Origin of the sequence: Candidatus Fusobacterium pullicola (assembly GCA_018883725.1) — a bacterium.
Lineage (GTDB): Bacteria > Fusobacteriota > Fusobacteriia > Fusobacteriales > Fusobacteriaceae > Fusobacterium_A > Fusobacterium_A pullicola.
Map to the genome: position 1 here is coordinate 24,279 of JAHLFN010000019.1, position 24,818 is coordinate 49,096.

General features: G+C 30.8%; 26 protein-coding genes and 6 tRNA genes. All 32 read left to right on the forward strand.

Features of this window, described 5'->3' with window-relative positions:
• Nucleotides 1-93: 93 nt before the first annotated feature.
• Complete coding sequence (locus IAA47_02475; GenBank protein ID MBU3841847.1) at nt 94-1,338, forward strand: TolC family protein; 1,245 nt, start codon at nt 94-96, stop codon at nt 1,336-1,338.
• Complete coding sequence (locus IAA47_02480) at nt 1,335-2,450, forward strand: efflux RND transporter periplasmic adaptor subunit (protein MBU3841848.1); 1,116 nt, start codon at nt 1,335-1,337, stop codon at nt 2,448-2,450. The genes IAA47_02475 and IAA47_02480 overlap by 4 nt, the downstream gene beginning before the upstream one ends.
• Nucleotides 2,425-3,102 (forward strand): ABC transporter ATP-binding protein, encoded by a 678-nt coding sequence (locus IAA47_02485; protein ID MBU3841849.1) that lies wholly within the window; start codon nt 2,425-2,427, stop codon nt 3,100-3,102. The genes IAA47_02480 and IAA47_02485 overlap by 26 nt, the downstream gene beginning before the upstream one ends.
• Complete coding sequence (locus IAA47_02490) at nt 3,099-4,328, forward strand: ABC transporter permease (protein MBU3841850.1); 1,230 nt, start codon at nt 3,099-3,101, stop codon at nt 4,326-4,328. The genes IAA47_02485 and IAA47_02490 overlap by 4 nt, the downstream gene beginning before the upstream one ends.
• An 89-nt stretch (nt 4,329-4,417) precedes the next feature.
• Nucleotides 4,418-6,526 carry a transpeptidase family protein gene (locus IAA47_02495; GenBank protein MBU3841851.1) on the forward strand — a complete coding sequence of 703 codons (2,109 nt, stop codon included), beginning with the start codon at nt 4,418-4,420 and terminating at the stop codon, nt 6,524-6,526.
• Between the two features lie 11 nt (nt 6,527-6,537).
• Nucleotides 6,538-8,847, forward strand: coding sequence for a primosomal protein N' (gene priA, locus IAA47_02500; GenBank protein MBU3841852.1), 2,310 nt, complete (start codon nt 6,538-6,540; stop codon nt 8,845-8,847).
• A 28-nt stretch (nt 8,848-8,875) separates the two neighbouring features.
• Nucleotides 8,876-9,385, forward strand: a complete 510-nt coding sequence (gene def / locus IAA47_02505) for a peptide deformylase (protein ID MBU3841853.1) — start codon at nt 8,876-8,878, stop codon at nt 9,383-9,385.
• A gap of 10 nt (nt 9,386-9,395) precedes the next feature.
• Complete coding sequence (locus IAA47_02510; GenBank protein ID MBU3841854.1) at nt 9,396-9,677, forward strand: septum formation initiator family protein; 282 nt, start codon at nt 9,396-9,398, stop codon at nt 9,675-9,677.
• Nucleotides 9,678-9,687: 10 nt separating this feature from the next.
• On the forward strand, nt 9,688-10,740 hold the full coding sequence (gene glpX / locus IAA47_02515) for a class II fructose-bisphosphatase (protein ID MBU3841855.1): 1,053 nt from the start codon (nt 9,688-9,690) through the stop codon (nt 10,738-10,740).
• A gap of 93 nt (nt 10,741-10,833) precedes the next feature.
• On the forward strand, nt 10,834-11,316 hold the full coding sequence (locus IAA47_02520) for a hypothetical protein (protein MBU3841856.1): 483 nt from the start codon (nt 10,834-10,836) through the stop codon (nt 11,314-11,316).
• A gap of 279 nt (nt 11,317-11,595) precedes the next feature.
• Nucleotides 11,596-12,594, forward strand: a complete 999-nt coding sequence (locus IAA47_02525; protein ID MBU3841857.1) for a bile acid:sodium symporter family protein — start codon at nt 11,596-11,598, stop codon at nt 12,592-12,594.
• Between the two features lie 21 nt (nt 12,595-12,615).
• Nucleotides 12,616-13,701, forward strand: coding sequence for an iron-containing alcohol dehydrogenase family protein (locus tag IAA47_02530; GenBank protein ID MBU3841858.1), 1,086 nt, complete (start codon nt 12,616-12,618; stop codon nt 13,699-13,701).
• An 89-nt stretch (nt 13,702-13,790) separates the two neighbouring features.
• Nucleotides 13,791-13,866, forward strand: a tRNA-Gly gene (locus IAA47_02535).
• Nucleotides 13,867-13,876: 10 nt separating this feature from the next.
• Nucleotides 13,877-13,951: transfer RNA gene (locus IAA47_02540), tRNA-Glu, on the forward strand.
• 3 nt (nt 13,952-13,954) lie between these two features.
• A tRNA-Val gene (locus IAA47_02545) sits at nt 13,955-14,030 on the forward strand.
• A 6-nt stretch (nt 14,031-14,036) separates the two neighbouring features.
• Nucleotides 14,037-14,113, forward strand: a tRNA-Asp gene (locus IAA47_02550).
• Between the two features lie 10 nt (nt 14,114-14,123).
• Nucleotides 14,124-14,199 (forward strand) — tRNA-Thr (locus IAA47_02555).
• A 19-nt stretch (nt 14,200-14,218) separates the two neighbouring features.
• Nucleotides 14,219-14,302: transfer RNA gene (locus tag IAA47_02560), tRNA-Leu, on the forward strand.
• A 211-nt stretch (nt 14,303-14,513) separates the two neighbouring features.
• Complete coding sequence (locus IAA47_02565; protein ID MBU3841859.1) at nt 14,514-15,623, forward strand: M20/M25/M40 family metallo-hydrolase; 1,110 nt, start codon at nt 14,514-14,516, stop codon at nt 15,621-15,623.
• 1 nt (nt 15,624) lies between these two features.
• Complete coding sequence (gene mreC / locus IAA47_02570) at nt 15,625-16,470, forward strand: rod shape-determining protein MreC (GenBank protein ID MBU3841860.1); 846 nt, start codon at nt 15,625-15,627, stop codon at nt 16,468-16,470.
• Nucleotides 16,457-16,987 (forward strand): hypothetical protein, encoded by a 531-nt coding sequence (locus IAA47_02575; protein MBU3841861.1) that lies wholly within the window; start codon nt 16,457-16,459, stop codon nt 16,985-16,987. Before mreC ends, IAA47_02575 begins: the two co-directional genes overlap by 14 nt.
• Nucleotides 16,980-17,696 carry a DNA repair protein RecO gene (recO, locus tag IAA47_02580; protein MBU3841862.1) on the forward strand — a complete coding sequence of 239 codons (717 nt, stop codon included), beginning with the start codon at nt 16,980-16,982 and terminating at the stop codon, nt 17,694-17,696. The genes IAA47_02575 and recO overlap by 8 nt, the downstream gene beginning before the upstream one ends.
• The gene (locus tag IAA47_02585) at nt 17,689-18,162 is read left to right on the forward strand and encodes a PTS sugar transporter subunit IIA (GenBank protein MBU3841863.1); all 474 of its coding nucleotides are present in this window, start codon (nt 17,689-17,691) and stop codon (nt 18,160-18,162) included. Before recO ends, IAA47_02585 begins: the two co-directional genes overlap by 8 nt.
• Before the next feature lie 9 nt (nt 18,163-18,171).
• Nucleotides 18,172-18,636, forward strand: coding sequence for a transcriptional regulator NrdR (gene nrdR, locus IAA47_02590; GenBank protein MBU3841864.1), 465 nt, complete (start codon nt 18,172-18,174; stop codon nt 18,634-18,636).
• On the forward strand, nt 18,637-19,569 hold the full coding sequence (gene fmt / locus IAA47_02595; GenBank protein ID MBU3841865.1) for a methionyl-tRNA formyltransferase: 933 nt from the start codon (nt 18,637-18,639) through the stop codon (nt 19,567-19,569). It begins immediately after the preceding gene.
• Nucleotides 19,570-19,582: 13 nt separating this feature from the next.
• Nucleotides 19,583-20,434 carry a bifunctional methylenetetrahydrofolate dehydrogenase/methenyltetrahydrofolate cyclohydrolase FolD gene (gene folD / locus IAA47_02600; GenBank protein MBU3841866.1) on the forward strand — a complete coding sequence of 284 codons (852 nt, stop codon included), beginning with the start codon at nt 19,583-19,585 and terminating at the stop codon, nt 20,432-20,434.
• 16 nt (nt 20,435-20,450) lie between these two features.
• Complete coding sequence (locus IAA47_02605; protein ID MBU3841867.1) at nt 20,451-20,900, forward strand: ACT domain-containing protein; 450 nt, start codon at nt 20,451-20,453, stop codon at nt 20,898-20,900.
• Nucleotides 20,901-20,929: 29 nt separating this feature from the next.
• A complete protein-coding gene (gene accB / locus IAA47_02610; protein ID MBU3841868.1) occupies nt 20,930-21,382 on the forward strand; it encodes an acetyl-CoA carboxylase biotin carboxyl carrier protein in 453 nt (150 codons plus the stop codon).
• A gap of 81 nt (nt 21,383-21,463) precedes the next feature.
• On the forward strand, nt 21,464-22,756 hold the full coding sequence (locus tag IAA47_02615) for a hemolysin family protein (GenBank protein ID MBU3841869.1): 1,293 nt from the start codon (nt 21,464-21,466) through the stop codon (nt 22,754-22,756).
• A complete protein-coding gene (locus tag IAA47_02620; GenBank protein ID MBU3841870.1) occupies nt 22,740-23,411 on the forward strand; it encodes a DUF502 domain-containing protein in 672 nt (223 codons plus the stop codon). The genes IAA47_02615 and IAA47_02620 overlap by 17 nt, the downstream gene beginning before the upstream one ends.
• A complete protein-coding gene (locus tag IAA47_02625; GenBank protein ID MBU3841871.1) occupies nt 23,401-24,180 on the forward strand; it encodes a tetratricopeptide repeat protein in 780 nt (259 codons plus the stop codon). Before IAA47_02620 ends, IAA47_02625 begins: the two co-directional genes overlap by 11 nt.
• A gap of 50 nt (nt 24,181-24,230) precedes the next feature.
• Nucleotides 24,231-24,743 (forward strand): adenine phosphoribosyltransferase, encoded by a 513-nt coding sequence (locus IAA47_02630; GenBank protein ID MBU3841872.1) that lies wholly within the window; start codon nt 24,231-24,233, stop codon nt 24,741-24,743.
• Nucleotides 24,744-24,818: the final 75 nt, after the last annotated feature.

Sequence of the window (24,818 nt, forward strand, 5' to 3'; positions counted from 1 at the left end):
TGATAGATAATATAGTAAAATTTTTAAATATATAGTAAAATAATTTAATAGCAAATATTATGCTAAATAAAATTATTGTTGGAAGGGAGTAAAATGAAAAAGGGGATTTTCTTGTTTTTCCTATTGGGATTGATGAGTTATGGGAAAGAGATAAGTTTAGATAATATGCTTAATGACTTAGATGAAAAATCGTATGAAAAACAAATTTATGAGGTACAAAAAAAGATAAATAGTGATAAGGAGAGATACTATAAGTTAGATGATTTTAATGGAGTAGATACAAGTGTAACATCAAATTATAGTAATAGAGAGGATGCCTTTGAAACAATGGGAAGAGTACAGTATGGACCACTATATTTTGAAGGAACAAGAAACTATAATTCAGAGGATGAGGCTGTATATGGTATTGAAAAGAGCTTAAAGGATTTAATTTACTCAGGAAGTAAAAATCAATTAAAACAGTTACAATACACTAAAGAGATAGATAGGATAGATTATGAAAAAAATCTAGAAACTCAGAAAATAAATCTACTAAATCTTTATAAAGAGTATAAAAATAGTGAGTTGGAGATAGAGATAAAGAAAAGTGGAATAGAAAAATTAAGGATTGAAGAGAAAAAAATGAAAAAATCTCACGAGTTAGGTGCAGTTGCTAGAATAGAGTTAGAAAGTATACAATATAGTATAAAAAATATGCAACTAGAGATAGAGGTATTAAAAAGAAATCTATCAAAATTAAAAGAGAAATTTAAATATGATTTTGGTATAGATATAGGAGATGACACTTTAAAGACTATAACTCCTCCAGCTAAGGATTTCACTCTATATGTAGATAGATATGGTAAAAAAGATATTGAACTTTTGGAGTATCAAAAGATGAAAACTCAAGAGAGTATAAAGTATCTGAACTATGACAACAAGATGCCAGAGGTAACTTTAGGAGTGGAGCATAGTACAAAATACGATGAAAATAGAGTAGTGCTTAAATTTTCTAAAAAATTATTTGATTTAAATATAGATTTAGAAAATGAAAAGGATAATCTAATTCAACAGGAGATAAATTTAAAGCAGAAGATAAATGAAAAAGAGGGAGAGAAACTTCAGATTTTAAATAACTATGATAACTACGTAAAAGAGTATGAGTTAAATAAAAATAGTGCAGAATTAGAGCTTTCAAAATATAATATAAAAAAATTAGAGTACTCTTTAGGTAAGAGTGATTATGTAGAGGTAATGGAGTATTTTAACTCTTATATCAATTATGAGGTAGCTAAGGAGAAAGCTAAGAACAATTTAAATGGATATATTTATGAGATAATGATAAGGGGAGAAAAATGAAGAAGATAAATTTTAAAACAGTAGGGATTGTACTTGTTATATTGGTGTTACTAGGATTAGAATTTATAAGATATAGCAATAGTAAAAAAGCTAAGGAAAACTTGACAACATATAGTGCTATGAGAGTAAATAGTGGTGATGTAAAAGGGTATATAGAGGTAAATGGAAAGGTAGAGGTAAACGATACTAAAAAAGTTTTCGTAGATAAAAAATTAAAGGTTGATGAGGTGTTTGTACAGGAGGGGGATTACATTGAAAAGGGACAGCTCCTTATGACATTTGATGAGACTGAAAGAAATAATATAATAAGAAATTTAGAGAGGGAGAAACTCTCTTTAGCAAAGTTAAAGAGAGATTATACTGTAGAAAAGGAATTATATAAAATAGGAGGAAGCTCTGCTAACAGTGTAAAAGAGCTAGAAGAGGAGATAAGAAGAGTAGAGATAAATATAGAGGAGTATGAAGAGGATTTAGCTAAGACAGCACAGAAAATAGTGAGTCCAGTAAGTGGAACTATTACATCTTTAACAGCTCAGGAGAACTATCTAGTAGATACAGATTCACCACTTATGGAGATAGCAGATTTATCTGATATAAAGATTGTTCTAGAGGTACCAGAGTATGATGTAAAAAATGTGTATATTGGACAAAAAATACTTTTAAAGCCTGAAGCTTTTGAAAAGAAAAAGAGTTTTCCAGGAAAGGTAACAAAGATATCTAAGATATCAGAAGTATCTGACACAACATCAGAGAATGTATTGGAAACTGAGGTAAAACCAGATGAGGTAATCCCATATATTGTTCCAGGATTTAAAGTAACAGCTACGATATATTTAGATGAAAAGGATAATGAGATAATCATACCTAAGACAGCTCTTTTAGAAAAAGATGGAAAGTACTTTGTAGTGGTAGCAGATAGTGAAGGAGTTGTAAAAAGACAGGAAGTGGAGATAGAGAACTTAGAAGGGGATAACATAATAATTAAGAAGGGATTAGCAGGAAATGAGATTGTACTTATAACTCCAAATGAGAACTTGAAAGATGGAGATAGAGTAATACTACAAATGAGAATTAGAGGTAATCAAAATGCTAAGAGTGGAAAAGTTAAATAAATATTACATAAATGGTGATATGAAGTTACATGCTTTAAAGGATATAAGCTTTGAAATAAAAAAAGGTGAGTATGTAGCTATAATGGGAAGTAGTGGAAGTGGAAAGTCTACTATGATGAATATCTTAGGGTGTCTAGATAGAGAGTTTCAAGGTGAGTATATATTAGATGGAATAGAGATATCTAAGATAGAGGAGAAGGATATATCAAAGATAAGAAATCTAAAGATAGGATTTGTTTTCCAATCCTTTAACCTTTTACCTAAGCTATCAGCTTTACAAAATGTGGAGTTACCACTTGTATATGCAGGTGTTCCTAAGAGTGAAAGGGAGAAAAGAGCTATAGAGATGCTGGAGAAAGTAGGACTTGGAGCAAGGATACATCACAGACCCAATGAATTATCTGGAGGACAGAAACAGAGAGTGGCAATAGCCAGAGCTTTAGTAAATAATCCAGCTATAATTTTAGCTGATGAGCCGACAGGAAACTTAGATAGTGTTTCAGAAAAGGAGATAATGGAACTTTTTACAGAGTTAAATTCACAAGGAAAAACTATAATAATAGTTAGTCACGAGCCAGAAGTAGCTCAGTATGTCAGAAGGATACTACTCTTCAAAGATGGAGAGATAATAAGAGATGGTGATAGCAGATGAATTTTGTAGAGAGTTTAAAAAGTGCTATTCAAAGTATAAAGGGTAATAAGATGAGAGCCTTTTTGACAATGTTAGGAATAATAATAGGTATCTCATCAGTAATAACTATGTCTTCTATTGGAAAGGGTGGACAAGAGAGTATAACTGGAGACTTAAAAGAGGGAGGATATGGAAAATTTAATATCACAATAGATAAAACTGATGAGAATTTTAGATGGAAGTACCTTTTAAATGAAGATATAGTAAAGAAGTTACAAGAGAGTAATAAGTTTAAAGCTGTCAGTCCAAAGATAAGTAGCAACTTTGGGATAAAGATTGATGGAGATAGTAGAAGACAGATGGTAATATTCAATGCCACTACTCCAGATTATGAAGAGATAGATAAGGTAAAGATGTTATATGGAAGAAATCTACTTCCCTTTGAGTATGAAAATAGTGAAAAGGTAATAACAATAGATAATATAACAGCAAAAGACCTATATGGTAATTCCAAGGCAGCCTTGGGGCAAAAATTAGAAATTTTTAAAGGAAGATTTGGAAATCCTCAAACATATAAGATAGTTGGTGTGTATCAAAATCCTTTAGAGCAGATGATAAAGGTTATGGGTGGAAGGAGAGTACCAAGATTTGGAAGAATGCCTTTACCTACATACGAAAAATTATATGATAGCTCTCAGACAGGGTATACAACTATAATTTTAGAATCTAAAACACCTGAGGATATGGCTCTTAGTATGACAGAGGCTAGAGCACTTCTAGAGACAATTACAAATGAAGCGGAACTGTATGATATAAATGTTGAAAATAATGGAGCTGCCTCTTTTGATAGTATCTTAAGTACACTTAATATATTTGTTACTTTCGTGGCTGGAATATCTCTTTTTGTAGGAGGAATTGGAGTGATGAATATTATGTTGGTAAGTGTTGTAGAGAGAACTAAGGAGATAGGAATAAGAAAAGCTATTGGAGCAACAGATTTTGATATTTTATCTCAATTTTTAATGGAATCTATTATCTTAACAGGTATAGGAGGGGTATTAGGTATAGGATTTGGTGTAGTATTGGCAATAGTTATAGGATATTTTATAAATATAGAACCTTTATTTTCACTATTTACTATACTGGTTTCTCTGATTGTTTCTATGGGAATAGGAATAATATTTGGAGTAACTCCAGCAAAAAAAGCGGCTAAATTAAATCCAGTAGATGCTCTTAGAGCTGAATAGAAAAAAATAGTAATAATATAAAAAATATGGTAACAAGAATTTAAAAAATTTGATATAATGAAGTAAATGAAAAATTATGGAGGAGAAAAGTGAAATACCTAAAGATAATTACTCTACTTTCAACATTAGTGGGAATAGGGGTTTCAGTTTACTATAAATTGTATCTACTTACAGTTTTTTTTATCTTGTTACTTTTTTATTTTTTGCATATTTTTATGAAAAAGAAGGAGTATCAACGGGCAAGTAACTTTAATAAAAGGGTAATACTTGCTTCAAATATAATACTCTTTGCTATTATGTTAATAGTACTTAGATTAACTCAGGTACAGCTTTTTAAATATGAGGAGTATGATAAAAAAGCTATAGACCAGATAAAGAAAAATGATAAAAGTTATGGAAATAGGGGGGAGATTTTTGATAGTAATGGAAAGAGTCTTGCCTTTAATAAAAATATATATATGTTAGGAGTAAATCCAAGTGCTATATATGATGATGAGCAAACAATCATAGGGATAGAAAAGATTTTAGATGAACCTTATATAAGAAAAAATAAAGATAAACTTCTAAAGGAGATAAAAGAGGGGTATGAAAATAATAGAAAGTATAAGGTTGTAGCTAGAAATTTGAGTGAAAAACAGAAAGAAAGAATACAAGAGATAGTAAAAAAATATAAAATTACACAAAATGTTATACAGTTTGATAGAAGTATTGAGAGAACTTACTATAAACCAGAGGTTTATAAAAATCTAGTTGGATTTATAGGATATACTGCCACTTCAAGTGCCCAGAAAGTAGGGGTCTTTGGGATAGAAAGACAGTATGAAAGATACTTGAAGGAGAAGGTATTAGAGAGACAAAATCTGTATACTAAAAATAGAGGATTAAAGCTTCCTTTTTCCAAAGAGAGTGTAAAGATTAGTTTGAATGGAAAAAATATTTATACTACGATAGATAGTGATGTTCAGTTTATTTTAAATGATGAATTGAGAAAGAAATTTATCTCCTCAGGCTCAGAAGAGGCTTATGGAATTGTAATGGACCCAAATACAGGAAAAATATTGGGAACTTCATATCATACAACTTCAAAAAATAAGGCTCTTAGAAATCCAATTTTTCAAAACCAATTTGAGCCGGGGTCTATTTTTAAACCGATAATAGTAGCTTCTGCTTTAGATGCTAGGCTTATAAATAGATATACAAAATTTGATATTGGTGAAGGTAAGATAAAGAAATATAACCATACGATAAAGGAAGCTAGTAGAAGTACAAAGGGAATACTTACAACAGAAGAGGTATTAAAAAAGTCAAGTAACGTAGGAATGGTTATGATAAGTGATAGATTTACTAATCAAGAGTTTGAAGAGTATCTGAAAAAATTTGGATTTTATGATAAGACAGGAGTAGATTTTTCTGGAGAGATAAAACCATATACAACACCATATAAGAGATGGGATGGATTAAAAAAGAATACGATGTCCTTTGGACAAGGTATAGCAGTTACTCCAGTTCAGATGATAACAGCTTTTTCATCATTAGTAAATGGTGGAATATTATACAGGCCATACTTAGTAGAAAAGATAACTGATGAAAATGGAAGTGTGGTAAGAAGAAATCTTACTACTCCAGTAAGAAGAGTTATATCTGAGGGACTTTCCAGAGATATGAGAGATATGCTAGAGAAAGTAGTAAGTGAAGGAACAGCTAAAAGAGGAGAGGTACATGGATATAAGGTTGGAGGAAAGACTGGAACAGCACAGTTAAGTACAAAGGGAGGATATTTAAAAGAGAACTATCTATCATCTTTTATTGGATTTTTCCCAGTTGATAAACCTAGGTATGTAGTTCTAGTAATGTTTTTAAAACCAAAAGGAGAAACTGTGTATGAGAAGTATGGAGGAGCTACAGCAGCACCAGTATTTGGTGAAATTGTTAAGAGGATAACAAAAACAAAAAATATACTTTCAGAAAATGTATCTAGTCTTTCTCAAGTAAAAAAATTCCAAGGAGAAGAGAAGAAAGAGTTAACAGATATACTGATGCCAGACTTGAAGGGACTTAATCCAAAAGATGTAATACATATCTTTAAGAATACAGATATAGAGGTAAAGATAAAGGGAACAGGTATGGTAAAGGAGCAGTATCCTAAACCAGGAACTTCACTACAGGATATAAAAGAGATTAGAATAGTCTTAAATTAGGGAGAAAAAATATGAGGTATTATAAGATTTATGTGGATAATACAAGAGAGCTATACACCTATGAGGATAGAGAGAATAAGTATGAGATAGGGGATAGGGTAATTGTATCCTTTAGAGGAAAGCAAAGAACAGGACTTATAATAGCTCAAGATACAGATGAAGAGAGAGCTTACAAAGTACTACCTATTCAAAAAATAGTTGAAAATTCAATAAAGCTTAGTGAAAGCTATATTAAGCTACTAGTTTGGATAAAAAATTACTATATGAGTAGTTATGAGCAGGTAATTACAGCAGCTATTCCAAGTGGCTTGAGTATCAAATATGAGAGTTTTTATTTTCCTAGAGATATTGAAGAGTTCCTAAAAACAGATATAATTGATGGGGAGTTAAGAGAGTATTTTAAAAAAAGAGTAACAGTAACAAAGGGAGCTCTGACTAAAAATTTTGGACTTGATCTGATAAATGCTTTAATAAAAATGGAGTTATTACTTAGAGAGGGAAAGGCAAATATCACTTTAAACTACTCTAAAAAAGAGGAATTAGAAGAGAAGGAAAAAAGTGTTTATGAGTATTTTAAGAAAAGGGAGAGAGTAAAAGAGGAGAGTTTAGAGAAACTCTTTTCTAAAAAGGTGTTGGAAAAACTTCTAAAATCTGGAGATTTAAGACTTGAAAAATTGATTAAATCTGAAGAGGAAAAAGTAGTTGAAGATATAGATGAAGAGATAGAGAGTAGAGATAAGCAATTAAATGAGGAGCAGGAAAAAGCTAAAATGGATATCCTCACAGGAAAAGAGAGTTTTTTTCTTTTGAAGGGTATAACTGGTTCTGGAAAGACAGAGGTATATATAAGTATCATAAAATCAGCCTTTAATGAGGGAAAGGGGAGTATATTTTTAGTTCCAGAGATATCTCTTACCCCTCAGATGATAGACAGATTTAAAGGGGAGTTTAAAGAGAATATAGCCATTTTACATAGTAAGCTAACTCAGAGTGAGAGAGCAAAAGAGTGGTATGATATATATAGCGGAAGAAAAAAAGTTGTATTGGGTGTTCGTTCTGCCATATTTGCTCCAGTTCAAAATTTAGGATATATATTTTTAGACGAAGAGCATGAGACAACTTATAAACAGGATAATAATCCTAGATATAATGCCAAACAAGTAGCTATTAAGCGGGTGGAATTAGAGGGAGCAAAGCTTGTCTTAGGTTCTGCCACTCCCTCTATTGAAAGCTTTTACTTTGCCCAAAAAGGAATTTTTAAGTTAATTGAACTAAAAAATAGATATAATAATGCATTCTTACCAGAAGTAGAGATAGTGGATATGAAGGGAGAGGAGAGCCTATATTTTAGTAAAAGACTCTTAGATGAGATAAGAAAGACTCTTTTAAAAGGTGAGCAGGTACTTTTACTGCTCAATAGAAAAGGGTACTCAACCTATATTCAATGTAAAGATTGTGGGCATGTAGAGGAGTGTTCACACTGTTCTATAAAATATAGTTATTATGCTAGCCAAGGAGTTCTAAAGTGTAACTACTGTGGAAGAGTTAAGAGGTATACTGGACAGTGTAGCAATTGTGGAAGTAAAAATCTAATCCATAGCGGTAAGGGAGTAGAGAGAGTAGAAGAGGAGATAAAAAAATATTTTGATGTGAGAGTTATTAGAGTAGATTCTGAAATGTCTAAAGATAGAGAGTTTTTTGAGAAGATGTACTATGATTTTTTAGATAAAAAATATGATATAATGGTAGGAACACAGTTAATCTCAAAGGGATTACATTTTCCAGATGTAACACTTGTAGGGGTAGTAAATGCTGATACAATTCTGAATTTTCCAGATTTTAGAGCTGGAGAGAAAACTTATCAACTTGTTACACAGGTAGCTGGAAGAGCTGGAAGAGGAGATAAGAGAGGAAGAGTAATAGTTCAGACCTACCAAAGTGAGCACCCAGTATTTAAAAGAGTGAAAACTAATGATTATGAGGGCTTTTATAAAGAGGAGATATATAACAGGGAGCTTTTAGAGTATCCACCTTTTTCTAAAACTATAAATATTGGAATATCATCTAAGTATGAGAAGTATTTAGAGGAGTTTGTAAAGGATTTTTTTAGGGATATAAGATATGAAAATGTAGAGATGTATGGACCTATGAGAAGTATGGTTTACAAGGTGAAGGATAGGTTTAGATATAACATTTTTATCAAAGGAAATATCAAAGAGATAAATATTTTTAAAAAGAAATTAAAATTAAAGCTTACAAATTATGAAAAAAATGATAAAATTAGAATAGTGGTAGATGTAGACCCTATCAATTTAATTTAGAAATAAAAATTTATATAGAGGTGAATAGATGATTTACGAAATAAAGAAGTATGGAGAGACTGTACTTAGAGAGATAGCTCAAGAAGTAGATAAGATAGATGATGAGATTCTTGAGATATTAGACAATATGGTAGAGACTATGCACTCGGCAAAGGGAGTGGGACTTGCTGCTCCACAAGTTGGAATAAGCAAGAGAATATTTGTTTGTGACCAAGGAGATGGAGTTGTAAGAAAAGTTATAAATCCAGTAATCACTCCACTTACAGAAAAGCTTATGGATTATGAGGAAGGGTGTCTAAGTGTTCCTGGAATCTATAAAAAAGTGCAAAGACCTGAAAAAATTAAGATAGAGTACTTAAATGAAAAGGGAGAGAGTGTAACTGAAGAGGTAGAAGGATTCTTAGCTATAATAATGCAACATGAGTATGATCATTTAAATGCTGTATTGTTTGTTGATAAGGTATCTCCAATGGCAAAGAGAATGATTAGTAAAAAGTTACAGCTGTTAAAAAAAGAGACATTAAAAGAGAAAAAGTAAGGTGTAGTGTGTGAAAGAAAATAGGGTTGGTAAAATTTTATTATTTGGTGTAATCCTTTTGAATATTTACTTTTTTGTACCTTATATGTATAGAAGTTATGTAAAGATAAATAAATTAAAAAAAGAACAGATAGATATAAAAAATAAAATTGAACTAGCAAAAAATAGGATAGAGGATTATAATAGACGTATTGAAAAGTTAGAAGATGATTTTCAAAGAGAGAGAATTGCTAGAGATAAACTTCAAATGGTAAAAGAAAAAGAAGAGATATATAGATTTATAAATAAATAAGGGAGGAAAAATGAAAAGAGAATTAGCACTAGAATTTGCTAGGGTAACAGAGGCGGCAGCTTTAGCGGCTCACAAATGGGTAGGAAGAGGAGACAAAGAGGCAGCTGACCAAGCGGCAGTAGATGCTATGAGAACTATGTTAAATAGAATCTCGATAGATGGAGAGATAGTAATAGGAGAGGGAGAGATAGATGAAGCTCCTATGCTTTATATCGGTGAGAAAGTAGGAAGAGCAAATCAACCTAAATCAGAATTAGAAGAGGGAGAAACTATTGATGGATGTTCAGCTGTAGATATAGCTGTAGACCCAGTAGAGGGAACAAGAATGACAGCTCAAGGACAAGCGAATGCAATAACAGTTCTAGCTGTAGGAAATAAAGGAAGCTTCTTAAAGGCTCCAGATATGTATATGGAGAAGTTAATAGTAGGACCAGAAGCAAAAGGGGTAATTGACCTAAATAAACCTCTTATAGAGAATATTCACAATGTAGCAAAGGCTCTTAAAAAAGATTTAAGAGATATGATGGTAGTGGTTTTAGATAAACCTAGACACTCACAAATTATAAAAGATTTACAAAAATTAGGAATAAAAGTATATGCTTTACCAGATGGAGATGTAGCAGGGTCTATACTTACTTGTATTGTTGACTCAGATGCAGATATCCTTTATGGAATAGGAGGGGCTCCAGAAGGAGTTATATCAGCGGCTGTAATTAGAGCTCTAGGTGGAGATATGCAAGCTAGATTAAAACTTAGAAGTGAAGTAAAAGGTGTAACTTTAGAAAATGATAAGATTTCTAACTTTGAAAAACGTAGATGTGAAGAGATGGGACTAAGAGTTGGAGATGTCTTAAAAATGGATGACCTAGTAAAAGATGACGAAGTAATATTCTCAGCTACAGGAATTACTAGTGGAGATCTATTAGAAGGTATCAAAAGAAAAGGGAATATTGCTAGAACACAAACTCTAGTAGTAAGAGGAAAAAGTAAAACTATTAGATATATCAATTCAGTTCATAATTTAGATTATAAAGATGAAAAGATAAGCCATCTAGTTAAATAGTTAATATAGGAACAGTAAGAATTCAAGAATAACTTTTATCCTTTTAGAGTTTGTTATTCTTGAATTTTTTATTTAAAAAAGGAGAATAGAGAAATGGTATTTTATGATGAGTTTTTAAAAAAGATAGATGAAGGAAAGTTTGAAGCGAAGGATATTGAGAGATTTTCTCCAGATATAAAAAGATCAGTAATAAGTCTAGGAATAGCTATTCCTATGTTTATAATTGCTTTAGCACAATTATATATGGCTAAATTAGATGGAAACTTAATAAGGGTAGCCTTTGCAATAGGATTTATATATATGGGAATAAGACAGCTAAGAACAACTTTTTCATATAAAATTCAAATTGATGTAAAGAATAAAAAGATGAAGTTTATGAAAGTAGATATAGATTTAACGAGAGTTGAAAGTTGTACTTTAAAAGAGGGAAAAGTTGGAAAAAGATTGGAAGTGGTATTGGATATAATAACTTTTGATAACCAGCAGTATATTATTCCACTTTATATGAATAGAAAATTAAAATTTGTGTGGTTGATGAGAGAAATTTTGAAAAAGAGTTTTATAATAAAAAAATAATTAAAATTTCTTGACAATTACATAAAAAAAGGGTAGAATTAGTAAAAGTATAAAAAGGGGAGAAAGATTCATGATTATGACTAATAAAATGATAATATGTTCAATAATTCTGATAATAATGCTAATAATTAAGCATTGTAATTTTGACATATTTAAATTTATTAGGCATATAGAGAATTAAATGAAGAGTGTTAGTAGAAGTATAACTAGCTTTTATCAATTAAGTTTTTAACAGCCTAATAGGCTGTTTTTTTTATATATAACATCAAGGGGGATTTTATGAGAGAAGAGAGAAATTTTTTTAACAGAGTGAGTGAGTTTTTAGGAAGGTATTTTGTAGCTTTAGTTGTTATTATTGCTTGTCTTGCTTTAATAGTTCCAAATCCTTTTTTAATTTTAGGAAAAATGAGGTTTGTGGGCCAATCTTTAGTAAGCTTATGTTTAGGAATAATTATGTTTGTCATGGGACTTACACTAAATAAAAGAGATTTTCAGGTTGTTTTAACTAATCCAAGGGATATCTTTATAGGATGTTTAGCTCAATTTACAATTATGCCTTTAGGAGCTTTTTTCCTAGCTAAAATTTTTAATTTACCAAGTGAATTGGCTGTAGGTTTAGTTTTATTAGGAACTTGTCCAGGTGGTACAGCAAGTAACGTAATGACATATCTAGCAAAGGGTGATGTAGCACTATCTATAGGGATGACGACGGTATCAACTATCTTAGCACCAATACTAACCCCATTACTAACTTATCTACTAGCAGGACAATGGGTTGATATAAATGTTACTTTAATGGTATTAGACATTATAAAAGTTGTAATTATTCCCATTATTTTAGGATTAATTTTTCATAAGATTTTTAAAGAGAAAATTGAAAAAATAACTAAAGTTTTAGTAATTATACCAATTTTAACAATTTTACTCGTAATGGGAATATGTGTAGCCCCAAATAGAGCTAATTTAATTAATTCAGGGATAATTCTAATATTAGTAGTTTGTTTGCATAATTGGTTAGGATTTATTATGGGATATTTAGTTGGAAAACTTACAAAAATGAATGAGAGTAAGAAAAGAGCTTTAGCAATAGAAGTTGGACTACAAAATTCAGGATTGGCAGTAGGACTTTCGGCACAGTTTGGAAATCCAATTTGTGCTTTACCAGCAGCAATTGCAACAGTTATTCATCAAATTTCTGGTTCTTTTTTAGCTAATTTGTTTTCCGGAAATATTAACTTTACTAAATTAAAAATAGGTAAAAAAGTTGTATCAAATTAAAATTATTTATGGAGGAAAGATATGTTAACAAAAAGTTTATTTTTACCAAGCTATACAATAGGTGATGAGGCATATAAAGAGGTTTTAAATATTTGTAAAAAATATGGAAAGAAGATTGTTTTTATCGGAGGAAAAACTGCTTTAGATGTAGCTGAAAAAAAGTTAAGAGAAGTTTTAAAAAATAGCTCTTTTGAGATTTTAGGAAGTTTTTGGTATGGTGGAGAAGCAGCATACGAAAATGTAGAAAAATTAAAGGAAAAAAAGGAAATTTTAGAAGCGGATATGATATTTGCTGTTGGTGGAGGAAAGGCTTTAGATACATGTAAAGTGTTATCATCACAATTAGATAAGGCTCTATTTAATTTTCCTACAATAGCTTCAACTTGCGCAGCTACAACTTGTGTATGTGCTATGTATAATGAGAATGGCTCATTTAAAGATTTGTATTGGAGAAAAAGGCCAGCTGAGCATGTATTTATTGATACTGAAATTATAGCTCAAGCTCCTACTAAATATCTATGGGCTGGAATTGGAGATACTTTAGCTAAAGGGTATGAACCAGAGTTTTCAGCAAGAGGAAGAGAGTTAGATAATAAAAATTTAACTGGAATAACTCTATCATCTCTATGTAGTGCACCATTGATAAAATATGGAAAAAAGGCTTTAGAAAGCTCTATGAATAAAAGTAGCAGTATGGAGTTAGAGGAAGTTATTTTAAGTATAATAGTGAGTACAGGGCTTGTTTCTAACTGTGTAGATAATGATTACAATAGTTGTGTAGCTCATGCTGTATGTTATGGATTTTCAATGTTACATGAGGTAGAAGAAAAACATCTCCATGGAGAGTTGGTTTCTTATGGAGTATTAGTTCAATTAGTTCTTGATAACAAAATTGAAGAGTTAAAAAAATTATTAGAATTTTATAAAGAGATAGGTCTTCCAACTACTTTTAATAAATTTTCTGTAACTCAAGAGGAAATAAATAATGTTGTATTGAAAAAAGCTAGTGAGGTAAATGATATAAAAGTTGCGGCAGTTACAGTAAATTATGAAGTTTTAAGAGAGGCTGTATATAGATTAGAAAGTTTGATAAATAATGGTTTTTAGTAGTTTGAAAAAAATAAATAAAAAATTATAAAAAAAATTAAAAAAATATTTGACAAGAAATGATAAATGTGGTATTATTATTCTTGTCTGCGGGAATAGCTCAGTTGGTAGAGCGTCAGCCTTCCAAGCTGAATGTCGCGAGTTCGACCCTCGTTTCCCGCTCCAAATAAAAGATGCCCCGTTCGTTCAGTGGTAAGGACATCAGATTTTCACTCTGGAAACAGGGGTTCGATTCCCCTACGGGGTACCACTAGGTCTCATAGCTCAGTTGGGAGAGCACCTGCCTTACAAGCAGGGGGTCACAGGTTCAAGTCCTGTTGAGACCACCATATTATGGGGGTGTAGCTCAGTTGGTTAGAGCGCATGCCTGTCACGCATGAGGTCGCGAGTTCGACCCTCGTCACTCCCGCCATATTAATTGTGCCGCTTTAGCTCATCTGGTAGAGCAACTGACTTGTAATCAGTAGGTGATTGGTTCGACTCCGATAAGCGGCACCATTTTTTTAAACTGAATAGTGCGAGGATGGCGGAATTGGCAGACGCGCTAGACTTAGGATCTAGTGTCCCAGACGTGAGAGTTCAAGTCTCTCTCTTCGCACCACTTTGTAAATAACACTCCACTCAATGTGGAGTTTTTTTTATATCTTATTACAGAGTTAGATTAAATATTTGAGTGTTTTAAAAGGCAAAAAGTTAAAATTTAAAGAGATAAAATTATAGAATTGTCTATTTTTTTGTACTAGTAGTACTTTACAAAACCACTAAAAATATATTATAATTAAGAGAAAAGAGATAAATTAGGAGGACAACTGATGGTTAATGTAGAAAGAATGGTAAAGAATTTTGTTAATATGGCAAAGATATCTTCACCATCATTAAAAGAAAGAGAAGTTGCTGATTATATAAAAAGAGAGTTAGAAAGTATAGGATTAGAAGTATTAGAGGATAACGCTGGGGATAAAACAGGAGGAAACTCTGGAAATATAATTGGAATTTTAAGAGCACCAGGAAAGAAAAAAGTTTTATTAAGTGCACATATGGATACGGTATTACCTTGTGATAAGGTAACACCAATCATTGAAAATGGAGTAATAAAAAGTGATGGGACAACTGTTCTAGGTGGAGATGATAAGGCAGGAATAGCTAATATAATAGAGGCTATTAGAGTTATAAAGGAAAATAATATAGATCATCCAGAGATAATAGTTGTGTGTTCTATAGCTGAAGAGATAGGATTATTGGGAGCGAAAAATTTTGAAATAGAGAAATATTCTCCAGATTATTCATTTATATTAGATTCAAGTGGTAAACCTGGAATAGCAATAGTTCAAACTCCATATTCAGCAAAGGGGCAAATAAAAATAATAGGAAGACCAGCTCATGCAGGAATAGCTCCAGAAAATGGAATAAATGCTTTAACAGTTGCGGCTCATGCTATTACAAAACTAAAACTTGGAAGAATAGATAGTGAAACAACTTCTAATATAGGAGTAGTAAGAGGTGGAGAAGCTGTTAATATAGTTATGCCAGAGGTAACTCTTCAATATGAAGCAAGAAGTTTCTCAGGAGAGAAATTAGATAATTTATTAAAAGAGACAGCTGATATTTTTGAAACAGTAGCAAAGGAGTTTGGAGCTAGTGTTGAAAATGGAGTAGAGAAGGGATATTCGGGATATCATTTAAAAGAAGATGATGAAATATTAAGATATTTTGAAAAAGCTTGTTCAAATGTAGGAATGGATTATGTAACAAAATCTACAGGTGGAGGAAGTGACTCAAATATATATAATGAAAAAGGATATAAAGCTTTAACATTAGCAATAGGAATGACAAAGGTTCACACTAAAGAGGAATACATAGAGATTCAAGATATGGTAAATACAACAAAATTAGTTGTAGAAATTTTAAGGGAAATAGCATAAGATGTTACGTAAAAACAAAAGCTCTAGAAGTGCTAAAAGAAGAAAAGTGTATATAGCGGTAGCTTGTATATCTTTTCTGCTTTTGATATTTAAAGGGGCTATCAACCATGGTGTTGAACTAGTAAGTTATGTTGTTTTTCCTATTCAAAAAAAAATATATGAAATAGGGGATTATATAAAAAGAACAAAGGAAGCTATTGTAAGTTATCAAGAGATTTTAGAGGAAAATCAAGTATTAAAAAATGAGCAGATAAAGTATGATATCCTGCTGTCTTATAATGAAAAAATATTAGAAGAGAATAAAAGATTACAGGAGATTTTAAAAATTAAAGAAGAAAAGAATTTAAATTTAAGAGTTACCAAGGTTAACTTTAGAAATCCAAGTAATCTTTATACGAGATTTTATATAAATTTAGGTAAAAAAGATGGTGTAAAGAAAAATATGATAGTCCTATCAGGAGAAACCTTGATAGGGAAAGTTGGTAGAGTATATGAAAATTACTCTATTGTTGATATGATAACTTCTGAAAATTTTAATGTTAGTGCTTTAACTGAAAGTCAGATGCTTGGAATCGTAAAGGGTAGTGATGAAGAGGATGGAACTCTATACTTTGAAGCAAATACATTCCAAAACAATATTGAGATAGGTGAAAAAATATATACCTCTGGAATAAGCGAGATATACCCAAAGGGATTATATATAGGAAAAGTATCAGAAATAGATGAAGATAATGGTGAATTATTTAGAAGTATCAAAGTAAAAAACGATATAGATATTCTTAATATGATGGAGGTATTAATTTTAATGCCAGAGGATAAAAAAGAGGTAAAAAATGGAAAAAATTAAGTATTTTCTTTTGTTTTTGATAATAAACCTAATTACTTTTGGAAAAAGTATAGATAGTATAAAGGATATAACCTTTGAAGTAGAAGAAAAGCTGTATATGAATAATGATACAAAGAAAAGTGAATATGTCATAAAATATATTAAGCCTGATTTTATAAGAAAAGAGGTATTGAAACCTGAATTAAATAAAGGGGAAATATATATTTATAGTGAGGGAAAAAAAATAGTTTATCTTCCACTTTTTGACCAAATAAGTGAAGAGAATATAGTTAATGGAGAAGATAATACATTAGAGAGTTTAAACTATATTATGAAAGAGAAAGAGTTAAAAGATGGAGAGATGACTTTAAAAAATGGTATAACTTTGAAATTGGAGAAATTAAAAAAAGTATCAGGGTATACTTTACCAGAAAGCTTAACTATATATGATGGAAAGATTAAAGTAGCAAGTTTAAAAATAAAGAATTATAGGATAGATTCAAACTTAAATAGAGAGGAGTTAGCACTCCATGATTAAGTTTATCAATGACAACGGCATTGTGATAAATAAAAGGGATTTTGGAGAGGCTGATAGATATATAACTGTATTTACTGAAAATTTTGGAAAAATCGTATTTCTTTTGAAAGGGATTAGAAAGAGTAAGAAAAGAGAGCTAAACTCTGTAGATGTACTTACTCTTTCTAAATTTACTTTTTATAAAAAAGGTGAGGTATATACAGCATCTAACTTTCTAGGAGTAGATTCTTTTATGGAGATAAAGGGTAACTTAGAGAATTTGAGTTTATCACTTTATATTCTAGCTATTTTAAATGATATTTTGGTGGAGAATAATAGAAAAAAATCTCTATACCAAATTACAATAAAAACATTAAATTATTTAAAAAGTAGTGTGGATAGAAGGAATAACTATATTCTGTTGGGATACTACTTATATTATTTGATAAAGGACGAAGGATTGAAGATTGATATGGGAGTAGGAGAGAATTTCTCCTATGAAAAATCAAGGTTTTTACTAGAGAACGAAAGATATACCTATAAGATTTCTCGCGAAGAGAAAGAGATAGTGGAGTTGTTTGTTGCAGGAAAGGTAAGAAATATTATAGAAGGTAGATATTTATTTGAAGATATAGAAAGGGTTGTAACTCTATTTGAAAAATATTTAAGTTTTCATTTAGGAGTTCAATCTAAATTAAAAAATTATATTATGGGGGTAGAGAATGATTAATATAGTAAAAATAACTGACTATATGTCAGAAGAATTAATTTCTCTTAATCTAAAAGCTAAAACAAAAGATGAAGTATTATTAGAATTATCAAAATTGATGGAGACTTCGCCAAATATTTCAAATGAGAGCAACAACATATATAAATCTCTAGTGGAGAGAGAAAAATTAGGAAGTACAGGAATAGGAAAGGGAGTGGCAATTCCTCATGCTAAAACAGAAGCAGCTAAGGAGTTAACAATAGCTTTTGGTATAAGTAAAGAAAAGATAGATTTTAAATCTATGGATAATGAGGGAGTAAATATATTCTTTGTTTTTGCTTCACCAAATAAGGATAGTCAAATCTATCTTAAGGTATTGGCTAGAATATCTCGTTTAATCAGAGAGGAGAGCTTTAGACAAGGCTTATTAGAGTGTAAGAGTGCAAGTGAGGTAATAGAGTATATTAGTAAGAAAGAATCAGTGTAGGTGATAGTTATGAGATGTCCATTTTGTGGGTCAGAAGATACAAAGGTAGTAGATAGTCGTTCATTTATGGAGGGTTTTTCTATAAAGAGACGTCGTGAGTGTATCCAGTGTGAAAAGAGATTTACTACATATGAAAAAGTGGAAGAGACACCTTTATACATCGTAAAGAAGGATAAAAGAAGAGAGAGATTTGATAGAAATAAACTTTTAAATGGTCTAATAAGAGCTACAATAAAGAGAAACATAAGTAGAGAAGAGCTGGATACCTTTGTTTTGGAGATAGAAAAGTACATTCAAAACTCACTAAAAAATGAGATAACAAGTCAAGAGTTAGGAGAGTTAGTGATGGAGAGACTTTTAGAGATGGACGAGGTAGCCTATGTTAGATTTGTTTCTGTATATAAAGAGTTTAATGATATAAAATCTTTTATAGAATTAGTTGAAAATATAAGTAAAAATAGGAAAGGTGAGTAGATGAGAATACTTTTTATGGGAACTCCAGAATTTGCAGTACCATCTTTAGATGTATTAAATTCTGAATATGAAATAGTTGGAGCTTTCACAAAAATTGATAAGCCTAATATGAGAGGGAAGAAGATTAAATTCACTCCAGTAAAAGAGTATGCTTTAGAGCATAATATACCAGTATATCAACCAAATACTTTAAAAAGTGAGGAGACTCAAAATTTAATAAAGGAGTTAAATCCAGATTTAATAGTAGTAGTAGCTTATGGAAAGATATTACCAAAAGAGATAATTGAGATGCCAAAGTATGGAGTAATCAATGTTCACTCATCTCTACTTCCAAAGTATAGAGGGGCAGCTCCAATAAATGCAGCTCTTATACATGGAGAGGAAGAGAGTGGAGTAAGTATAATGTACATAGCTGAGGAGTTAGATGCTGGAGATGTAATACTTACTGTTAAAACAAAAATAACAGATGAGGACACTTTCTTAACTTTACATGATAGATTGAAAGAGTTAGGAGCAGAGGGGTTAATAGAAGCTGTAAGACTTATAGAGAAAGAGGAGGCACCAAGAACTCCACAAAATCACTCTGAAGCTACTTTTGTAAGACCATTTTCAAAAGAGGATTGTAGAATTGATTGGAGTAAAAGTGAAAGAGAGATTTTCAACTTTGTAAGAGGAATGAATCCTTTCCCAAGTGCCTTTACAACTTGTGAGGATAAAATATTTAAGATATATGGAGTAAAGGAAAACTTCAAGACATATGAGAATGGAGTGTGTGGAGAGGTAGTAGATGTAAAAAAAGGTGAAGGGGTAGTAGTAAAGACTGGAAATGGAAGTGTAATACTAACTCAAGTAAAACCTGAAAATAAAAAGCTTTTAAATGGAGCGGATATAATCAACGGTGGAATGTTAAAAGTTGGAGATATCTTAAAATAGAGAGGGTAAAATGATAAAATTAGATGGAAAAGATTTGGCTCAAAGGATAAAATTACAACTAAAGGAAGAGACTTTAGGGCTTAAGGAAAGCTTGGGAAAAGTTCCGGGATTAGCAATTATTCTTGTAGGAGATAATCCAGCTTCAAAGATATATGTAAACTCTAAAATAAAGGGGTGTAGTGAGTTAGGATTTGAAAGTTTTGCTCACTTTTTACCTGAGAATACAAGTGAAGAGAGGGTTTTAGAGTTAATAGGGGAGTTAAATGAAGATGAGAGAGTAAATGGAATACTTGTTCAACTTCCTCTACCAAAACATGTAGATGAAAAGAAAGTGATAGATAAGATAGCACTAGATAAAGATGTTGATGGATTTAAACCAGAAAATCTAGGATTATTAATGTTAGGAGATAAAGACTCTATGCAACCATGTACTCCAGCTGGAATAATGGAGCTGTTAAGAGCTTATTCAATAGAGTTAGTTGGTAAAGATGTAGTAGTAGTAGGAAGAAGTAACATAGTGGGAAAACCTATGGGAAGTCTTTTAATAAATGAAGGTGCTACAGTAACTACATGTAATAGTAAAACAAAGGATTTGAAAGCTAAGACAAGTCAGGCTGATATGGTTATAATGGCAATAGGACAAGCAAAATTTTTAACTGAAGATATGGTAAAAGAGGGAGCTATAATAGTAGATGTAGGGATAAATAGAACAGAAGATGGTCTGTTTGGAGATGTAGATTATGATGGTGTAAGTAAAAAAGCCGCATATATAACTCCTGTACCTGGAGGAGTAGGACCTATGACAGTAGCTATGTTATTTGCTAACACTATGAAAGCTTTCAAAAAAGTTAATAATATAAGATAGAAGCAAGGGAGAAATTATGAAAAAAAATGAGAAAAGAGAGTACTATATAGTTGATAAAAGAATACTTCCAAACTCTATTCAAAGTGTAATTAAAGTAAATGATTTAGTACAACACACAAAAATTTCAAAGTATGAAGCTATAAAAAAAGTTGGAATAAGTAGAAGTACTTACTATAAATATAAGGATTATATAAAACCTTTCTTTGAAAGTGGAAAGGATAAGGTATTTAGTATTCATATGTCACTAGTAGATAAACCTGGAATATTAGCAAGTATTTTAAATATAATAGCTGGTGAAGATATGAATGTACTTACTATAGTACAAAATATAGCTGTAGATGGAATAGCAAAATCTACTATCTCTATTCAAACAACAGAGAATATGTTGAGAAAGATAGAGGGAATGTTAGAGAAAATCTCTGAAGTAGATGGAGTTAAAGATTTAAGAATAATAGGTAGTAACTAATATATAAAACATTATAAAGGAGAAAAACAATGAAAATAGATATAAAAACTATAAAGGAATTAGCAGAGAATATTGAAAAATATAATTTAAATGAGGTAACTTTAGAGAGTGAAGGAGTAAAATTAGTATTAAAGAAGGAAAAGCCAGTAAAGGTTGAAGCAGTTCAAGTTCAACAACCAGTGGTGCAACAATATGTTGGAGTTCAAGAAGAGGTAGAGGTAAAAGAGGAAGTAGTAGAAGTTGGAGAGAAAGAGTGTATAACAGCTCCTATGGTAGGAACTTTTTATAAATCATCAGCTCCAGGAAACCCAGCTTTTGTAGAGGTAGGGATGAATGTTTCAGCTGGAGATACTCTATGTATAATTGAGGCTATGAAGCTTATGAACGAGGTAAAAGCTACTAAAAATTGTAAAATCACAAAAATATTAGTAGAAAATGGACAAACAGTTAAAAAGGGAGATAAGTTATTTGAAATAGAGTAGAATTTGATTTTTTATTCTATTTTATGGTAAAATAGTATTACATAAATTTTAGAATCTTAAGAAGGAGAGTGTAGAAGAAAATTGGACACGTACCAAAATATTTTGTTGTTAGTTGTATTAATTATGTTATCTGGATTTTTTTCGGCTTCTGAAACAGCTTTGACATCATTTAGAAGTATTCATTTAGAGAAATTTGAAGATGGAAAAAATCATAAAAAAGTGGAACTTTTAAAAAAATGGTTAACAAATCCAAACGAGATGCTGACAGGTCTTTTAGTAGGAAATAATATTGTAAATATTTTAGCTTCATCTATAGCTACTGTTGTAACGATTAACCTTTTAGGTGGGACTTCAAGTTCCTCAATAGCGATAGCTACTATCGGAATGACAATAATTATACTTATTTTTGGAGAGATTACTCCAAAGATTATAGCTAAAAATCAATCTGTAAAGATTGCTGGGATAGTAGTTACAATAATCTATTACTTTGCTTTAATTTTAAAACCTATTATAAAAATACTTATGATGATATCTAAGTTTATAGGAAGATTATTAGGTATAGAGATAAGAGATGAAGGGCTTATGATTACGGAAGAGGATATAATCTCTTTTGTAAATGTAGGGGAAGCTGAAGGTATTATTGAAGAAGAAGAAAAAGAGATGATACACTCAATAGTAGGATTTGGAGAAACAACAGCAAAAGAGGTAATGACTCCAAGAACATCTATGTTTGCTCTTGAAGGTGAAAGAACACTAGATGAAGTTTTGGATGAGATCATAGAAAAGGGATTTTCAAGAATTCCTGTATATGAAGATACTATTGATAATATTATAGGGGTACTATATTTAAAAGATGTATTAGGGATTATAAAAGATGGAAAAACAGATACACCTATTAAAAACTTTATAAGAAGTGGATATTTTGTACCTGAAACAAAATCTATTATTGAAATTTTACAAGAGTTTAGAAGTATGAAAGTACATATAGCTCTAGTTTTAGATGAGTATGGTGGAATAGTAGGAATAGTAACTATTGAGGATTTAATTGAAGAGATTACTGGAGAGATTCGTGATGAGTATGATACTGAAGAGGAAGAGTTGATCCATAAGATAGATGAGAATAGTTATGAAGTAGATGGTATGATAGATATAGAAACTTTAGATAAAGAGTTAGCTATAGGATTGCCAGAGTCTGAGGATTATGAGAGTCTTGGAGGATTAATTGTTACTGAGATGGGAAGAGTAGCAGTAGTCGGAGATGAAATAATGATAGATAATGTTAGATTAAAAGTTTTAGAAGTAGATAAGATGAGAGTGTCAAAAGTATTAATTGAACTAAATGCGGGAGATAAAGTGGATGATCAAAAAAGTTAAAGCTTATTTTTATACAGGTTTAATAGCCTTACTTCCAATAATCTTAACTGTATATATATTTAACTGGATAGTTAGTATTATGATGAGTTTATTGGGAAATTCTTTTGTAACTATAATTATACAAAAACTTCTTCTCAAATTTGTAGAGGAGAGGGATATGGATTATTATTTTCAACTTTTAGTATATTTTATTTCGTTGGTAACAATGATAGTAGGAACATGCTTAGTTGGATTTACATTGAAGATAGTTTTTTTTGCAAGAATTATAAAAAAGGCTAAGGAACTGTTTATAAAAATACCTTTAATTAAACAAGTCTATACTACAATTAGCCAAATAATAGATTTGACTATGTCTGATAGAGAGAAATCATATCAAAAAGTTGTAATGGTAGAATATCCGAGAAAGGGAATATACAGTATTGGATTTTTAACTTCAGAGGATAACTTTTTAATTAGTGAAGTTATTGGAGATGGAAAAAAGATGTGTAATGTCTTTATACCAACATCTCCAAATCCAACTTCTGGAATGTTTATTATAGTACCTGAAGATGAAGTAAAAATTTTAGATATTAAAATAGATGATGCTGTAAAATTAATAATATCTGGTGGAGTGATATTACCAGAGAAAAAGGAGATAGAGAGGGTTGAAAAATAGCCAAAAAATACTATTTTTAGGACTGTCAATATTTTTACTTGGATGTAGTAACACACAAAAAGATAATAAGGAGATAGAGTACTCGATATTACGTGGAGTGAACTTATCTAAACAGCAACAGTATGAGAAAGCTATGGTAGAATATCAAAAAGCTTATAGTTTAGACCCAGAGAATTTGATCCTCTTGAAGGAGTTGGGATATTGTTACTATCAATTTGGAGATTATAACAGAGCTAAAGAATTTTGGACAAAAGCTTTAGAAATATCTCCAAAAGATGATAATACAATAAAAAATTTGGCAATTCTTTATTATAAAGAGAGGGATTATGATAAAGTTTTTGATGTTGTAAGTCAAAGTTATAATCCTAATAGTGATTACTATTTAAAATTAAAGGCTTTAATAAATTATGAAACTGGAGATAAAATTGAAGCTTATGAGCTATTTAGGAAAATGAAAAGAGAAAGCTTTGATGAGGAGTGTACTTTAAAAAATATGGAGCTTTTAAAAGAGTTAGATAAAAAGATGGAGTTATACTCTTTTATGAGAGAGAGTTATCCAATTTTTATGGATAATAAAGAGTACACATTGAGATATACTCAAAATTTAGTAGAGCTTTATAATATGAATAGAGAGGCTCAGGAGATACTTTTAGATTACATTGTTAGAAATGGTAATGATGAGAATATTTTGTTACAATTAAGGGAGATGTACTTAAAAGATGGAGATATTCAAAAGGCTGAAAGTGTCTACAAATTAATAGTCAGATAGAATTTGAGGGGTAAAGAGAGAAAAAGAATAAAGAAAACGGAGTGAAGAGAATGGATTTAAAAAAATATGTAGCAAATGTAAAAGACTTTCCAAAAGAGGGAATACTATTTAGAGATATTACTCCTCTAATGAATGATGGAGAAGCTTTTAAAGCTGCTACAGATGAGATAGTAAAATTTGCAAAGGAACAAAAAGTAGATTTAATAGTTGGGCCGGAAGCAAGAGGATTTATATTTGGTTGTCCAGTTTCTTATGCTATGGGAATAGGATTTGTACCAGTTAGAAAACCAAAGAAATTACCTAGAGAGGTTATTGAATTTTCTTATGATTTAGAATATGGTTCAAATACTCTATGTATGCATAAAGATGCTATAAAACCAGGGCAAAGAGTACTTATAGTAGATGATCTTTTAGCTACTGGAGGAACTATGGAAGCTGCTGTAAAATTAGTAGAAGCATTAGGTGGAGTTGTAGCAGGATTAGCTTTTTTAATTGAATTAGAGGAGCTTAAGGGAAGAGAAAAATTAAAAGATTATCCAGTTTTAACATTAATGAAGTATTAATATAGAGAGAGTGAATGGATAGAGCCTAAAACAACTTCTTATCAGACTTAAATTAACTAATTTAAGTGGGGGTTG